This is a genomic window from Sutcliffiella cohnii (genome assembly GCF_002250055.1).
Lineage (GTDB): Bacteria > Bacillota > Bacilli > Bacillales > Bacillaceae_I > Sutcliffiella > Sutcliffiella cohnii.
In genome coordinates this window covers 3,787,001-3,804,261 of sequence record NZ_CP018866.1, presented here as the reverse complement: position 1 = coordinate 3,804,261, position 17,261 = coordinate 3,787,001, and the positions used below count along the sequence as shown (strand labels likewise).

General features: G+C 31.2%; 13 protein-coding genes and 1 pseudogene. 12 read left to right on the top strand and 2 right to left on the bottom strand.

Annotated features, from left to right (window positions below):
• Positions 1 to 197: 197 nt before the first annotated feature.
• The 9 genes from BC6307_RS19220 (at position 198) to BC6307_RS19180 (ending at position 11,512) form a co-directional block, all read left to right on the top strand.
• Complete coding sequence (locus tag BC6307_RS19220) at positions 198 to 1,925, top strand: ATP-dependent nuclease (protein WP_066418083.1); 1,728 nt, start codon at positions 198 to 200, stop codon at positions 1,923 to 1,925.
• Positions 1,918 to 3,687 carry a UvrD-helicase domain-containing protein gene (locus BC6307_RS19215; protein ID WP_066418081.1) on the top strand — a complete coding sequence of 590 codons (1,770 nt, stop codon included), beginning with the start codon at positions 1,918 to 1,920 and terminating at the stop codon, positions 3,685 to 3,687. Before BC6307_RS19220 ends, BC6307_RS19215 begins: the two co-directional genes overlap by 8 nt.
• Positions 3,688 to 4,232: 545 nt before the next feature.
• The gene (locus BC6307_RS19210; RefSeq protein ID WP_066418080.1) at positions 4,233 to 5,558 is read left to right on the top strand and encodes a TniQ family protein; all 1,326 of its coding nucleotides are present in this window, start codon (positions 4,233 to 4,235) and stop codon (positions 5,556 to 5,558) included.
• 352 nt (positions 5,559 to 5,910) lie between these two features.
• Entirely contained in the window at positions 5,911 to 6,000 is a 90-nt protein-coding gene (locus BC6307_RS25755) for a Mu transposase C-terminal domain-containing protein (RefSeq protein WP_084380536.1), read from the top strand.
• A 191-nt stretch (positions 6,001 to 6,191) separates the two neighbouring features.
• On the top strand, positions 6,192 to 8,825 hold the full coding sequence (locus BC6307_RS19200; protein ID WP_066418078.1) for a Mu transposase C-terminal domain-containing protein: 2,634 nt from the start codon (positions 6,192 to 6,194) through the stop codon (positions 8,823 to 8,825).
• Positions 8,818 to 9,297, top strand: a complete 480-nt coding sequence (locus BC6307_RS19195; protein WP_066418070.1) for a hypothetical protein — start codon at positions 8,818 to 8,820, stop codon at positions 9,295 to 9,297. The genes BC6307_RS19200 and BC6307_RS19195 overlap by 8 nt, the downstream gene beginning before the upstream one ends.
• A 381-nt stretch (positions 9,298 to 9,678) precedes the next feature.
• Entirely contained in the window at positions 9,679 to 9,906 is a 228-nt protein-coding gene (locus BC6307_RS19190) for a hypothetical protein (protein WP_066418068.1), read from the top strand.
• A gap of 114 nt (positions 9,907 to 10,020) precedes the next feature.
• Positions 10,021 to 10,782 (top strand): hypothetical protein, encoded by a 762-nt coding sequence (locus tag BC6307_RS19185; RefSeq protein ID WP_066418067.1) that lies wholly within the window; start codon positions 10,021 to 10,023, stop codon positions 10,780 to 10,782.
• 88 nt (positions 10,783 to 10,870) lie between these two features.
• Positions 10,871 to 11,512: an HD domain-containing protein gene (locus tag BC6307_RS19180; protein ID WP_066418066.1), complete on the top strand. Its 642-nt coding sequence runs from the start codon at positions 10,871 to 10,873 to the stop codon at positions 11,510 to 11,512.
• A gap of 363 nt (positions 11,513 to 11,875) precedes the next feature.
• Here the strand turns inward: BC6307_RS19180 and BC6307_RS19175 are convergent, their stop codons facing one another.
• Entirely contained in the window at positions 11,876 to 12,136 is a 261-nt protein-coding gene (locus tag BC6307_RS19175) for a beta/alpha barrel domain-containing protein (RefSeq protein WP_066418065.1), read from the bottom strand.
• Between the two features lie 57 nt (positions 12,137 to 12,193).
• Positions 12,194 to 12,361: pseudogene (locus tag BC6307_RS25750) on the bottom strand (PD-(D/E)XK nuclease family transposase); the annotation flags it as partial.
• Between the two features lie 774 nt (positions 12,362 to 13,135).
• On the opposite strand from BC6307_RS25750, the gene BC6307_RS19165 reads away from it, so the two are divergent.
• The 3 genes from BC6307_RS19165 (at position 13,136) to BC6307_RS19155 (ending at position 17,205) form a co-directional block, all read left to right on the top strand.
• Positions 13,136 to 13,441, top strand: a complete 306-nt coding sequence (locus BC6307_RS19165; RefSeq protein WP_066418063.1) for a hypothetical protein — start codon at positions 13,136 to 13,138, stop codon at positions 13,439 to 13,441.
• 331 nt (positions 13,442 to 13,772) lie between these two features.
• Positions 13,773 to 14,675, top strand: coding sequence for an ABC transporter ATP-binding protein (locus BC6307_RS19160; RefSeq protein ID WP_066418061.1), 903 nt, complete (start codon positions 13,773 to 13,775; stop codon positions 14,673 to 14,675).
• Entirely contained in the window at positions 14,656 to 17,205 is a 2,550-nt protein-coding gene (locus BC6307_RS19155) for an ABC-2 transporter permease (protein WP_066418058.1), read from the top strand. Before BC6307_RS19160 ends, BC6307_RS19155 begins: the two co-directional genes overlap by 20 nt.
• The last annotated feature ends 56 nt before the right edge of the window (positions 17,206 to 17,261 follow it).

Genomic DNA, 17,261 nt, shown 5'->3' with positions numbered 1-17,261 from the left:
CTTCATTTATTCATTTTTGAGATTTTAAAATACTCAAAATTTAATTTTGGTATCTTTTTGTTTGTTTTATAGGATTTTTACAATTTTTGTCGTAAAATGTTTTATAAGGAAACAATTTGGTGGAAAATTACTTTTATGACATACCTATGTAAATCTACAGAAAGAACATATTAATGCTAATACTGGGGGAAGATATTTTGTTTATAAGTAAAATTAAATATATTGAGAATTACAGGAATTTATCAAGTGCTCAGTTCTCATTTGACAAAAAATTAAACTTTATAGTAGGGGAAAATAATACAGGAAAGACTAATGTATTAGATTTGCTAAACTCTTTGGTTAGCATAGGTAAATTTAACGAGACCGATTTTTATAATATACAAGAACCAATTAAAATTTCCTTTACGATTGAATATAGTGAAGATGAAATAGGTTTTTTTGAAAATAATTTTGACGCTGATGACGAATTAAAGATTTCTATCACAGCCATTCAGGAAAATGTTGATTCAAGAATTGAGTATTGTCATTCTTCAACAATAAACTCTTATATTAACCCTAAAACCATTAGAATGATGAATTTTGTATATTATTCAGCATTAAGGTCTCCGAATAAGGAGTTGAATTTCACAAGAAATATTGGGACAGGAAAAGTATTAAATTACTTGATAAAAAGTTGTATTAATAGGGGAACAATAGACGAAATGGAGCTCATTGATCTAGATGGTATAAAGAGTATTGTTGATGAATTGAATATACAAATAAAACGTATAAACGGATTACCAGAAGAAAACATTCAAGCTTATGTTAGTGACGATAAACAGAGTCTAATTAATAGAATATTAGAACTTGGTGATGTGAATCAGAAAAATATAAGTAGACTTGGTGATGGATTGCAATATTCTTTTAATATATATTTGCATATTTTAGATTTACTGGTACATTTGAAAACTACAAAAAAAGAAGAAGATTTTGAGAATCTATTAATAATTTTTGATAATGGGAAAAAATTATTACCGCTAACAATTGGATTAGATGAACCAGAAATACACCAACACCCTTATCGTCAAAGAGCATTGATAAAAAGCATTAATAGAATAATTCATAATGAAAACAAAGAATTTCAAAAAGTTATAAAGGAATTGTTTGGAATAGACGGTTTTATCGGTCAGGTGTTTACAGTAACTCATTCTCCAAATATATTGTTAAATGACTACAAACAAATTATTAGACTCTATAAAGAAGATGATGAAACAGTAAGGGTTATGTGTGGACAAGATATAGATTTCGATGAAAAAGTGCATAAACATTTAATGAGAAGTTTTGTTTATATTAAAGAGGCAATGTTCAGCAAAAGTTTAATACTAGTTGAGGGAGATACCGAGTATGGTGCTATTCCGGTGTTCATTGACCGTATGGGATTTGATATGGATGAGAAAGGAATAGGGGTAATAAAACTAGACGGAGCAGATAGCGTACTGAGGTGTATGGAATTATATAATGCTTTTGGCATTAAATCAGTAGCAATTATAGATAAGGATAAAGAAGAAAGTTATAGAGAAGAAGATAACATAATCTTTACCGATGAAGAAGACTTTGAAGCTGAAGCTTATTCTAATTACAAATATACCAATTACTTAAGATATCTCATACAAATAAATCAATCTCAAAGTTTTATTCGTTATTTAAAAAGACAATGTGAGGAGTTTAATGCTAAAGAATTTATAACAAATCCGGTTGCCTATAAAATTCCATTGGAAGATAGAAAGAGAATTATGACAGATAATGAGGTTCTTGAATTAAAAAGACTAAGGGATAATAAAAATTCTATTAATGGAGCGATGATTGCACAGCATGTTAACAAAATTCCTAATTCATTTGAGAAAGTAATAAAATGTGCTTTAAGTGAGGAGGAAAGTTTTGAATAAAGAAGATCTTGTAGAAAAAATAATAAAAATTCACGAAAGTGACCAAGAACAGTTAGACTTTGTGTTTAGTGAACAACAAAAAATAATTGTTACTGCTCCCGCTGGATGTGGTAAGACGAAAAGTATGATCAGTAAGATTGCATATGAGATATTAGCAAATAAAACTATGAATTTTAAAAAAATATTGGCACTAACTTTTAGTGTAAATGCTGCTACAAAAATTAAAGAAGACATTAATGAAATGCTCCCTGTGTTATTAGGAAGAAAAGAAATAAATGTAAATAACAAGCTTGATGTCTCTAATTATCATAATTTTGCATTTAAGTTGATACAAAAGCATGGTTATCTTTTAAAAGAAGAACTATTGCATATTCATTCATTCTCTATTATTCCCGAAAATTCTAGAGTTCTAATGGAATATTTAACATCAAAAGAATACGGTATATTAAATGAATATGACTCCTATTTGAAAGATGTAAAAGAAAAAGAACTAGAAAAATTAGAGGAAGAATATTATAGGATACTAATTGATAAAGTTATCCCAAATAAATTAATTACCTTTAATGGTCTATTATTAATTGCTAATAAAATCTTTGAGAATAAAACTATAAGAAGTTTTTATCAGAAATATTATTGTATGGTTATCGTTGATGAATTTCAGGATACAAATTACTTATCATATAAATTAATTACGAATTTATTTGGTGAAAATAAGATAATTCTTATGGGAGATGATATTCAAAAAATCTATGGGTTTCTTGGTGCGATACCTGGTTTATTTTCCAAAGTATCTCTAGAATACGGTATGAAAGAAATGGAATTTAAAACAAATTATCGGTTCGCAAATAACATAGAAATGAAGAAATTAGATAATTATATCAGGGGAATTATTAAAAATTATGATGAAATTGATAGTTATGAGGAAAGTGCCGATGTTAAAGTGAAAATTTCGGATAGTCAGGCTGATGAAGCAAGCTTTATAGTGAATCACTTAACTCAAAAGGTTACAGAGAATGAGTCGAAAGTGGCGGTATTAGTAAGAGCAGGGTACGCAGCCAATCACGTTATTGTTGAATTAGAATACCAAGGAATACCTTATTTTAATGGATTATTTAGTGAGCAAAACCCTGAATACGTGAGGTTTCATGAAACAGCATCAGAAATTTTTCAAGAAGAGAGTGGTAATAGTAAGTCGGTTTCAAATAGTGTTATTGAAAAGGTTCTTTCAGGCATAGTAAATAAACGAGATGAAATAATGATAGACTCAGATGATATTTATATTTTTGATTCACTATTTAGATTGCTAACTCTTTTTTTAAAAAGTATAAAAAATAAAAGATTAAGTAGAAGTGAACAATACAAAAAAGTAGTGTTTGTTCTAGGAAGTAATAGTTTGAAACACATTATGAATGAAGTTGAAGAAAGTATAATTGTTACTACTTTACATGGTTCAAAGGGACTTGAATGGGATTATGTATATATGCCAGAAATTACAGCCTACACTTTTCCTTCAAGCAGAAGTATATGTACAGAGTGCGGTAGACGAGAAGGTAGAACTGTTTATCCAGATGCCTGTAAGTTTAATTTCTTAAGTGGATTGAAAAGTAGATTTGTAGAAGAAATCAGCTTATTTTATGTTGGAATCACAAGAGCAAAAAAAGATGTGTATTTATTTTCCAACGTCGACTTTAACCGTTTTGGATATACAAAAAAGTCAAGTTGTATGTTATCACTGCCAAACTTGTCATTAAATAAACTATAAAGTTCTACCATCATTTAATCTTTTTAAACAAGTTTCATAAGTAACTAGGAGGCTAGGAATGGCTGCAATAAATGATCTAATTAAGCAAATCGAGGATCGAGCACTAAGAGATAGACTTACAAGTATTTTTAAGAATGGAAAATAAAAAAATTCGGATTAGTTTTTGAGGAGCACATTCCTGAGTATACACCAATATATGATGCAATTATTAAAAAGGGAGTATTGGATAACCATGCTTTAGATAGCTTGTTTGAGTCCGAAGCTATTGTATAATACAGGAATCCAAAAATGTAATTTGAAATCACAAGAGATTTTGAATTATTCAAATGTTCCATTCGTAAATTAACAACTTTTAATTGATTAAGGTCGAATAATGCCATTTGAGCAGTTATTAGTAAAAAAATAGAGTATTAGATAAGTTAATTTTACACAAGTAAAAAGCACTCGCATTTACCCTTATCATGGAATAAATGTGAGCTTTTTTCTGTTAACTTAGTATAATTTTCAAGGTATGCGGAACAATATTCACCACGAGGTGAGTTCCAATGCACAACAAATTAACCTACAATCAAAGAAGTATCTTATACAACTTAACACCACTAGGGTTAGGGACTGAGATGATAGAAAGCTTGACGAGCTATCTAACTAGAATAGCAGCAGAACATAATAACTCAGTTGGACAAATCGTGAATAAATTAGTAATTCCCAACTTAGATAAAGAGTATCTCCATTTAAGTAGTAACTATGGTGGTAATCGTTTTTATGAAGGAGCAAAAACATTAAACGGTTATATGGAAAACTCTTCAGATGTAGTTAGCGTTATTGAAAAATTAACAAGTAGAAGTGATTTAGCGAGTCTTACACTATTAAACTGTAGGGGGATTATTCCTTTAAGGGGTTTATTTAAAAATACATTATCATGGTGCCCACACTGTATAAGAGAATGGAAGGAGAATGGAAAGTCAATTTACTATCCTTTAATTTGGTACCTTGAGCCTATAAAAATATGTCTTGTTCATAGTTGTTACCTTTCTAAAACCTGTTCTGCTTGTGATAATACTCAAGACATTCTTAGAAGACAATCAATAGTAGGTTTGTGTCAAAATTGTTTTGAGGAATTGGATGATTGTTCTGTATCACTGGAATGTGAAAATGAGAACATAGAATGGCAAAACTATGTAACAAAGTGCATTAGCTCATTGTTAACCTATAGAGAAAGAGGGCTTTCAAGTGAAAGCCTAAAGCTAGTGAGAAACCTAAATCTTATTAATCAAGAAGTGTTTGAAGGGAACCAAAATAAGTTTAGTAAAACATTCAAGTATGGTAAAAGTACGGTATGCGGGTGGTTAAAAGGAGACAAAACACCAACATTAATCAATCAAATTTACATATCTTATCGTTTAAACATTGATTTAGAAGAGTTATTATTCGGTTTAAAAGATATTAACAATATTAAAGTAATTAAATCTCAAATAATAAAAAATAAACAACAAGAGAAAACTGAGAGAAGCAATATAAATAAACAAATAATTGAATTCAAATTAAAAGAAATAATAAAAAATAAAGAGCCAATTTCAATGGCCGCAGCGGCAAAGAAAGTTGGGGTTAATAAAAGAACACTCTATAGAAACTTTCGTGGTCTTTGTATTCAAATATCTAAACAATATAAGCAATACATTGAGGAGAAAAAACATCAAAGAATAGTCAAATTAAAAGAACTGTTGGAGGAAACTTTTATAAATTTGCATCAGCATGGAATTTATCCAAGCGGCGGAAAAATGGAGTTTCACATGAACAAGCCAGGTGTATTGAAAGAAAGGGTTTTGCAAAAACATTGGCAGAATTTATTAATGAAACATAAGGTTACTTAATTACTACTTTCAGTAAAAAAAGTTGATTTTTTAAAATATTTAGTATATAATTTTTAAAACTCCATTTTGAATTTGCGGAGTATACATATAAAAAAATTTTGGTTATATAAAGTGGATTGAATTATGTGAAAATAAAAAAATATACAGTGGTGATGAAAATGTATTGTTAATCTAATTCATCAATTACATATCGCTTTTTAAACTCCTCCTTATAAATAAGGGGGAGTTTTCTTTTGTGAAAATTTCATGAAATAAATTTCATTTTATACAAAATGAAGAAATTCGTTGATTTTAAAGGGGAAATCAATGCTTTAGATGATAAAAATGAAATATTTTGCGCTGATGAAAAAAAATTTATGTTGGTAAATATTACTGGTCAGAACAACTTGAAACTCTGGTAAAGCAACAAGTACCTGTAAAATATGATCCCGAAGATATATGAATCGCTTATATATACATTGAAAATAAGTGAGTAAAGCTAATAGGTTTGTAAGGATGTCAAAAAAATCTATCATTTGTGTGCGGAATAAATAGGAAGTACTTAATTTACATGAACAAATGTGTGCTAATGAAGGAGCTGATTAGCTTTATAGAAAGGGAATATACAGTTAAAGAAAGGGGATAGATTTGTCTATGAAATCTGAGGAATTTAAACAGTGGGCTGAAAAATTGAATTTGTCAAAGGAAGCTATAGAAGAGATTCAAATAATAAGAAGTTCCGATCCCTCTAGACGCGTCGGGGGTGGAGCAAAAAATTCTTCTGGTATTTTTCCAAGCAAAAAAATGGGAGTTTCAATTCAATATGAAAGCTCTCACGTCGAATTACCAACAGTTTATATGTTAGAGTTTGATGAAAATGTGTTGGAATTTTATGATCAACCACCAAGCTTAAAATTAAACAAGGTGGGATGGAGGACTCCGGATTATTTTGTTATTGAAAAGGATAAGGCTTATTGGATCGAATGCAAGACAGAGGAGGAGCTAATAAAGCTCTCACAGAAACAGAACCCCAAGTATTATATGGATAAAGAAAGAACATGGCATTATACGCCAGGTGAAGAATATTGCGGAAAATTAGGCTTAAGCTTTTTTGTGGTATCTTCCAAAGATTTAAATCCGAGACTTCAAAGAAACTTAGTCTATCTGAAGGATTACCTAAAAGGTAAGGAACCAGACCTATTATGTGTGACAGAAATTAGACAGACAATTATGTCATGTCCTGGAATTACCTTGCAGGCACTAAATGATTTGGCTGGTAATGAGTTTACAATAGATCATGTCAATACCTTAATTGCAATCGGCCTAATATATGTTGACCTATTTGATTCGTTATTGATTGAACTAGAGACTGTTAAGGTTTATTTATCAAAAGAGCAAAATAAAAGCTATATCAATATTAGGGAACAAGCAAAGCAAAAGAAAACACAAAAGATTACGGTATCAAACGGATCGATGATAATGTGGGGAGAAACACTCTGGAAAATAATTAATCATGATCATAAAACAATCTTCTTAGCCTCTGAACTAGGCGAGCATAACTCTATTCCTCGTGATGTTTTTGAAACTTATATATCTGAAGGGTACATAGTTGGAATAGACAATATAAATACAATGGATGAACCAAAAGTTAAAGAGATAATTGAAACTGCGACTGAAGAAGATTATGAAATAGCCAACAGAAGGTATGAAATTCTTAAAAAGCTAGAACGTGGGGAAAACATAAAAGACCTTAAAGAAACGGATAGAACTATTCGAAACTGGAAACGGGATTTTAACCTAGCCAAAGAACTCTATGGAAACGGATTTTTGGGGTTAATACCCAATAACAAAGGTAGAGGAAATCATAAAAGGAAAATCCCAGATAATTCAATCGAACTAATGAATAAAGTAATTGATGAAAGTTATGAAACAATAAAATTAAAAACGGCAAAAATTGTACATCAAGAATATAAAAATCGTTGCAAAGAGAATGGTATTAGAACCCCAGCAACATACCAAACTTTTTGCAAGGAAATTAATCGTCGAAGCCTCTATGAACGCAAAAAGAAGAGAGAGGGAAGTAGAGCAGCATATGAGTACGAAGAGTTCCATTGGGTTATAGATGAGACCACACCAAAGCATGGGGATAGAGCATTAGAAATAGCTCATATTGACCATACTCAAGTTGATCTAAGGCTTGATATAGGAAATGGAAAAACAAAAAAGCCGTGGTGCACTTTTCTTATTGATGCATTTTCAAGAAGAATACTGGCTTTCTACTTGTCGTTTGATTCACCTAGTAAAAAAAACGAAATGATGATTATCAGAGAATGTGTTAGGAAACATAAAAGGTTGCCACAGTTGGTAGTAGTCGATGGGGGGAAAGATTTCCAAAGTATTTATTTTGATTCTCTCTTAATGAGATATGAAGTTATCAAGAAGGTAAGACCTGCTGCTAAAGCACGATATGGGAGCGTGATAGAGCGTTTGTTTGGGATTGCAAATAAACTCTTCTTTCATAACCTACAGGGAAATACACAGATAATGAAAAATGTTCGTCAAGTTACAAAAGCTGTTAATCCAGAATACTATGCAGTTTGGACAATGGAATTGCTAGTAGAGCGATTAGAAAAATGGATTGATGAGATCTATGACAATAAAGAGCATCCAGCGCTATTTGATACACCAAAAAATATATTTAATGAGTCGCTTGCTAAGACTGGAAAACGGCCAGATACATATATTCCTTATAATGAGGATTTTGTTCTTATGACACTTCCTAATCCTGATAGACCAGAAAGAAAGGTGTATCCTGGAAAAGGGTTTAAGTTAAACTATTTCTATTATTTTTGTGAAGAATTAAAGGACCCAAGAGTTGAAAATAAAAAGGTCGAAGTTCGTTACGACCCATTTAATATAGGTGTTGCTTATGCTTTTGTGAATAAGCGTTGGTTGAAGTGCTACTCGAGCTATTATGCGTTTATAAAAGGTAAAACAGAGAAGGAGCTTAAGCAAATAACTGAAGAGTTACTTGAGAAGAGAAAACAACATGAAAAAGGCAACCAAGTTACGGATAAAATGATTGCAGATTTCATCTTCGAAACAGAAGAAATCGAAAAATCGCTGTGGGAAGAAAAAATAAGCAATAGGGCTAAGGTTCTAGAGTCTCATTTAGAAGAAGTTAAGCCGTCTGTTGAAACCAATGGAAATGAATTAGAACTAGAATTTGAAAGGGATGAAACTGACGATACAGATTTGTTACTCTTTGGGAGGGTTGGAGATGAGTAAAGATGAAAGACTGTTCGATTTAGAATTGTTATATGCTTCTAATGATGAAAAATTAAAATTTTTTCAAGAGTATACCTTAGCGCATCCCAATTTCATGAAAGTGAAAAATGAGGTGATAAAAGAAATAAAAGAGCAAAATTATAACATTATAATGGTGATCGGTCCATCAAGAATTGGCAAATCAAGAATGCTACTTGAGATAATAGATGAGATAAATGAAGAAATGCATAAAGAAATGTCTCAAAACCAATCCATTATTCCTGTTTCTGGGATGGAGTTACCTAATCCTGATAGTAGAAAATTTAACTGGAAGGACTTTTATAAAAGAGTATTATTAGCAATGAGCGAAGAGATGGTGGATCACAAAGTTAACCTTAATGATTTGATGAACAAAAAAAAATCCAAAAGAATTAGTCCTTTTGACAGTAACACTTCACCAGAACTGAGACAATCTCTAGAGAGAGTTTTTTAAAAACCACTGCAATTGGTTTGGGTTATGATTTGGTTAAAAAGCGGTAAAGCTGTTTCTGGCATTAAATTAATGTATGTTATGGCAGTATGCTTATAAATATTTTTGAATGATTTCCCAAAACCAAACTGTATAAACACTAAAGTTGCGCTTATTCAACATAAGGGCCAGATTGCGGAGGAACTATTTTATTACGTAGTAGACTACATATTGCGCAGCAACTATTTTTAAAATTATAAAAATATGAACAATAATTCGTTATCATCTGGTATGATTCTAGTAGGGGTATTTGTAATATTATGGAATTATACTTCGCCTAACGGAGCAGGATACTTACATAAGATTATGATTTTCGCTGAATCTTGGGAGAAGGTGATTTTAATTTTGGGTAAGAAGTTAAAAATAAAACAAATCTTATTTACTGGTAAAAAGTTGAATTTAAAACAACAATTATTTACATGTGCTATTGTTCTATTTGTTACAATCATTGTCGCCAATATAACACCTTGGAACCAATATAAAATGTATTTTATGGCACCTATTATCGTATTTACTGCCTTTATAGGTGGATTGATTTCAATAAATTTTTTAAAGACAAATAATAGACATTGATATATTTTTCTTACTAACAAGTGTGCTGCTTCAATAGTAAAGGATAGCTTTTCCTTCTTCAAGTAACGTGGCAGTATAGTTTAATAAGTGTAAGATACACATTGGGGGAAATTTATGATTAAAGATGAGTTTTTAAATAATATAAAATCATTGATAAAAATGCACTCTGAGGGATTGCTTGGAGGAGAAGTAATGCCAGAAGATGTTCTAATTGGTGTTGTTAATGAAGATGATATAATGGATGTTTTAACATTGGCTATGGCTTTAAACTATCAAAGAAATTCTTATAAATTGTGGGAAGCAGTTTTAAATGCATATCAAGATGACGAAACAAAGTGGATTTTCAACACGAAGGTTGTAGCTAATTGTGATATAGATATTTTACGAGAGGCATTACTTCTGCATCGTGTAGGATTACAACCTAACCGGCATCCGGAAATTTGGCAACGAGTAGCAAGAGGAATCATGAATTCTTCAGAAAAAGGGGACGTTCAAGGTCTTATTGAATCTGTTCAATTTGATATTTTTCCTTTAAAAGAATTTATGCAAGGTACTCGAAAAGCAGATTTCCCTTATTTATCTGGACCTAAAATTTTTAATTACTGGCTTTATGTCTTGGAAAGTTACACCAATATTTCTTGGAGTTCTCGTGAACTTATCACAATAGCACCAGATACTCACATCTTGAAGGCTACGGTTAAATTAGGTTTATGTTCAGAAGAAGTATTAAATGGTGGAGCAGCTGATAGAAAAGTTGTAGCAAACGCTTGGGAGACTGTACTTAAAGGAACAGGATTAGCACCAATTGATGTCCATACTCCATTATGGCTTTGGTCTCGTGCTGGATTTACTTCACTATTAGAATTTCAAAAATAAACATTAACAATCTACTTTAAGTAACGGGGGCGATAATTCAAGAATAAAATCTATGATATTAGTCGTTTAAAAGAAAGGAGGACTTTTTATTAGATATATATTGGAGAGGGCATTTGCAAATGATTTATTAGAGTGGGCATTTGAACAAAACCCAGGACCTTGGTACAATCATTCTATTAATGTTGCCAAAGCTACTGAAAGTATTGTCTCAGAACTTATAAAAAAAGGGTACGAACTTGATATTAATTTAGCATACAATGCTGCCCTTTTACACGATATAGGTAGATATAAAGGTTTTACAAAATCTGTTATCCACTCCTATGATGGTTATACTTATATGAATGATTTAGGATATATGGGAAACGCGGTGATTTGTGTTACGCATTCATTTCCTTGCAAAAATGAACATATAGAGATAGCAGCAGATTGGAGTATTGTTCCAGTACACATGAAAAGTCAGTTAGTTGAAACACTAAATGAACATAGTGACTATGATTTGTACAATAAAGTAATTACCCTTTGTGATGCACTTGCTGACGCAAAAGGTTTTACTACTCTCGAAAAAAGATTGGTTTCTGTTGGTTTACGTCACGGAACAAACTCCCACACGTCCTTACATTGGAAGGGGTTCTATAATATTAAGAGCGAGTTAGAAACATTAATTGATAAGAGCATATACAAACTCCTCCCTGAAGTTGAAAAATCAATATATACAAATATTGAATATTAACTAAACGTTATTCTTCAACTATAGGGTGCGGTAATTCAAGAAGGATTATCGCTTATTTTTGGTTATTATGTTAACGAAGCAGATAGTACAGTAAAAGAAAGATTTTGGAGGATGAAAATCATAGAAACTTTAAAAAAATCTCCTTTTTATCGAGAGATAAAAGATACTGTTGAAAATATGGTTGGCAAACGCTCAATCTGGGATTTCTCAACATAATATTTACATTAAAGTTGGTAAATGTAAAACCCTATAGTAATACGGGTTTTATTCGAAAACACAAAAATTCCATTTACATAAATATTAGTAAATAAAAGCCTGAAATAATGGTTAATAACAAAAAACCACCAGATTACTTGTGGAAGATCATTGTATATAATTATATCTTTTAAGCAATCGTTCTAATTCATCGGCATTATAAGGTGTATTCTTGGCCACTTCATATAGCGGCATACCGTTATCAAGTAGGCTTTTGGCTACTTTTAAAATCCCGGCATTTTCAGCATCCTCTAATCTGCTTCTTTCATCCGAAAGAGCCTTTACTCTTCGCTCATACTCTTTTCTTGTATCAGGATCAGCACTTAATTTTAATAATTTTTGTTCAGCTTTATTAAGATTTACACCCATACTGATAACCTCCCTCAACTTATTTTCAGTAATATCTTCTTTTAAGAATATTGATGGTCATGGTTTTTTGAAGTGATGAATAAGGATTACCTGTTCAAAGTCTTCCACAAAAAGCTTTGCCCAATAGAAGAGGGTTCTTGGTATCATCTTCTTTTGATTTAACAATTGAACTTCAATGTTAAATTTTTCACCTGATTTTGTTTTAGCTTTTATACGAAAGTTTCTTTTCTTATTCGTTCGTCCCGTTCACGTTCAAATTGTTCAAATACTCTCATTCAAACTCTCCTTTTTATAATATATAACTTATTTTCTAATCACCTGAGCAATCTTTAAATATAACTTCGTTTCAATTAGTATATAAAAACATCCACGAATTTTATAGTCGATAATTAAATTGGTTCTATTAAAGCCACCCTTGAGAAACAAATTGATTAAATCCACTCGCTCAAACTTAGTAAGGAATGGGAACAAACATCCAATTTAACACCGTTTTAGAGGCCTGTAAAACGTATATATTTCACTTTCAAATACGAACGGAAAGAAATTTCCGTTGTCTTTACCTGTTTTCTGGTGACTGGTAATGGACAAACCAAAGCAAAACGGGTCTGATCAAGACATGATGTAAGTTTAATACAATGGCTCGTTGTTGCTCCACCGGAAACGTTAAAAGCAGAAGTGACTGTTAGAGACGATTGCCTTTAATGTGTTCGTCTTTTCATAGTAGACATTATACTGTGCAGTAACTTTATAATTTGGTAACTAGGGAAAACATATACTTTTTAGGTAAACATACCACATGTAAGCTGTTAATCTAATGGCCAAGTCAAATTAACAAAAAATGTCCCAAAAGCGTTTGATAAATAAAGCTTAAAGAGAAAGGGTGCAATAGTCACTGTAGTAGTAGGAATTTCGAAACTTAGATCCTAAAAAAGTAATATAATAATTATTACGAAACCTTTTATCAGTTTGTCCGTATATGTAAAAAAGGAGGAGGATTTTATGTTTGGAGTAGTTTTAGATTTAGAAAAATTAGCACCATTTAAAGGCTTTATTGACAGTGTTAATGAAAATAGTAAAGATGTTTATGTTGCTGCCTACCAATCAATTAAGAATGTTGATTCCCCAGAAAAGTTAGAAGCATTTAAACATTTAACTGATGCTTTTAGTACAACAGAAGAACAGAAATTTAATGCTTTAAATATTCTCTTATTTGCAGCAGTTGGGACTGCTACTGTTATCGGCGCAAAAAAAATATATGATTATACTACTAAAAGTAAAAAAGATGAAAGTAAGGTAATTAATTAATAACAAGCTCTTTATCTCATCAAAAATCTGGATGCAAACTCGATTTGATTTAGCATCTTTTTTTACTGCTTTATTGTGATATTAACCAAAAGCGGAATCCTTACAAACTCATAATTATAATAATGTATTTGCCAAATCATGATAGTCATGATAGAAATATTGCATTTGTTCCACTTTTTCAACTAAATGGTGCGTTATTGAAATAGCGGCAGAATTTCCCTTATATAGGTTTTCTACAAGAAAATCCCCCCTAACTGCTTATAATATTTGTTATTATATAATTATAAGAACTTTTGTAAATATTCAATAAGTATAAAAGGAGGTTATTAACATGATACTAAAAGTTGACCAAGTAAATAAAACATTTGGAAAAGATAGTGTGTTGAAGAATGTATCATTTGAAATTACGAAGCCCACTATTATCGCGTTAGTCGGTCCAAACGGTTCTGGGAAGTCAACGTTATTAAGTATTATTACAAATTTATTACGTCCTGATAAAGGAACGGTTCAAATTCTGGGAAAAAGCAATAAGGATGTAAGCATATTCAAAGAGATATCGTTTATGCAAGATAATACCGTTTTGTATGATTATTTAACAGGATATGACCATCTTCAATTTATAGCAGATGTGCAATCTTTGCCAAAGAGTCAAATCGTTGAAACGGCTGAACGTATAGGCATCACAGACTACCTGAACAAGAAAGTAGGTAACTATTCACTAGGAATGAAGCAACATTTACTTTTAGCAATGGCAATCGTAAATAAACCAAAGTTATTAATATTAGACGAACCTCTAAATGGTCTAGACCCTACTAGTGCGATTAAAGTGAGAAATCTTTTATTGGAATTATTGAGGGAAGAGACAACTATTCTGTTATCTTCCCATAATCTATCAGAGATTGACCGAATTACTTCTGAAATTTTATTCTTAAAAAAAGGAACATTAATAAAAGAGGATATCTCCAAATTTGAAATAACTTGCTACCAACTTACTGTCAATAACGTAAAATCAGCCTATCAAACTTTATGCCTAGCTAACTATGAGGTACAAATTATTCCTGAAAATAAACTTTCATTGTATCTAAAGGAATCCTCGTTAAATCAACCTTTGACACTATTGCTACAAAATAATACAGAAATATATGAAATAGAGAAAGTGGTCTTTGGCTCAGAGGAACGATACCAAACCATTTTTGGAACTAAAGGTGATTTTCATGAAGATGTTTCTGTTTGAACTAAAAAAAGTCTGGCGGCAAAAGAAGATACTATGGCTATTTCTCCTCACTCTTCTTTGTACACTCGCTATTTTTCAATTTAACGCATCAGAACAAGAAGGGAAAAAAGAAAGAGCATTTCAAAGGTTGGAAACCTATCAACTTGGAGTTAATGGGTTGCAAAGGGAATTGGGAGAATTACAAAGAAAGCAAGAACTTACTGAAATACAGAAAAATCAACACGAAGTTATTAGACAAATGAGTTTGTCACTTATAACGTGGAATAGAGCGATTGAAGGAGAAGAATGGGCGAACTTTTACCCGTTAAAACTCACTTTTCTAGAATTAGTAAATCAGTATGAAGAATATGGTGAACTATTTCCCTCACTTACAGGGCAAGAATTATTAATAGAAAAAGAAATGACAGAGTGGTATATCGAGCATGATATTATCTATGAAGATGAAGAATATCCTGTCTCACCTCATTTAATAGTCAAGGAAGTAAGTACCTTAGCCTTTAGTTTATTAGGTTTATTCCTTTTGTTACTGTTATTCGGGAATACCTTTACAGTCGAGAAGGAACAACATACATGGTTAACAATTCAAACACAACCAATAAATAAATGGAATCTGTTAGTTTCAAAATATATAAGTTTATTATTTTCCACTTTTGTTTTTATGTTATTATTTATATTTTTTGGATTTAGCATTTCTAGCATTTTTGCTGATTACACATTGAGTTTACAATATCCACTTTTAATAAAGGAAGGAGAAATGTATTTCATCCTCCCTGCTATTCATTACATTATTAGAGTAGTTATCATATTTTTCTGTGCAGCAATGGTATTGTTTGGAATAGTCACGTTCTTTAGTAGCATACTGAAGAACACCTTTATTACGGTTATGCTAACTTCTTTTATAACAATGATTGGTTTTAGTTTAACTGAAATTAATAGTTATTTACAGGTCGTCTGGAACCCTTTCCAACTCATACGGATTTCAGCTTTAGCAAACTCGATACCAACAGCAGGTGATTGGGTATATCCCTTAGCTGCATTGGTGTGGAGCATCTTGCTTCTTATGTCTTCCTATTTTATGCCTGAAATAAGAAGCCATACCTTATTGAATATAACTTATTTTCCACCATTTAAAGACAACAATGGAAAAAATAGAACCATAAAAAATATATTTGTGTTTGAATGGAGAAAAGTTCGCAGAAAAAAATTATATATGCAAATTAATATACTTTTATTGTTGTTTGTAACCATTGGTTATTTTATTCTTTTTCAACAATCCAATAAACAGGAGAATGAATACCTAGAAAAACTACAAGATACAACTATATTAGATTTTATGATTACAGAAGGAGAAAAATCAAAGTTAATATATAATGAGCTAAGAGAACAAACAGGAGAAAGTGTTTATGATGATTTGATTGCAGGTGTTGATCGAACCGTAGAGTATTTTAAGGAGAGAGCGGACAAAAGTAAAGAAGCAGTGAATCAATTTGAACGAAAAAACTGGTCAGCGCTTTATTTATATCAGCTCTTGGAAAATCAGGTGGCTGCTGGAGAAATTGATACAGGTGGTTACTTTATTGGTACTAGAGTGGATGATATTGGTAAATTTACAATTGAAGTAAGTATTAAGGAAAAGGAATGGTTGATGGAAAATAATATCCAGCCAATCTTCAAGGGAGAATATAGCCCAACTATCTATCATCATCAGTTTTCTGATGTAGAAAATAAGAGGGCTTTTGAGGAAGAAAACAGAAAATTAGATAGTAGTGGACTATACTCCTCGTATTTGTTTACTACCTATTATCTCTATTTCATCCCAATCCTGTTGTGCTTATTTCTTTTTGGAGGTGGTTTATCACTTGAAAGGGGAAAAAAACCAACTATTAATTGGCTTAAGATTCAACCAATTTTAGTAAATAATCTTTACGTTAGTAAGTTATTTATCTCAATTCTTTTATCTATCTTAAGCAGTATTGGGTTAATGGTTATTATCATACTGATGGGGACGGTCTTTAATCGATTTGGAGATTGGAATTATCCAATATTACATTACAATCATGAAAGTATAGTGGCATCAAGCAACTATACTGGGATGATCTCCAATGGTTACGGTTTTCACTTTTTACCATTAGGGGAGTATCTCATTTATAGTATTGTATTAATTGTTTTATGTTTAACCTTCTTGATTACCTTCACTATGTTTTTGTCGACATTTTTAAGAAATACGTTAACGGTTTTTGTACTATCTATTTTATTGAATGCGGGAGGATATTATGTAGCAAGCAAATTAATACCTGATTTTGCACATTTAATCCCGTTTACATTCTTTAACGTTCCTAAAGTGTTAAATGGAGAACTTTCCATTGTGTTAGATAATCCAAATATTCAATACTTAACTGGTAGCCTTGTGTTACTTGTTCTATCGTTTGTATTTATGTTTATAGGATCAATTATCCTACGATTAAATAATAAAAAAGGTAAAGAGTCAAACATCGTAACTAATAATAAGAATTATGAAGAGAGAATGTAAGGAGCCAGGGTCGAAACAAAGCTATTTTAAATGTAAAATAGCTTTGTTTAAAGGAA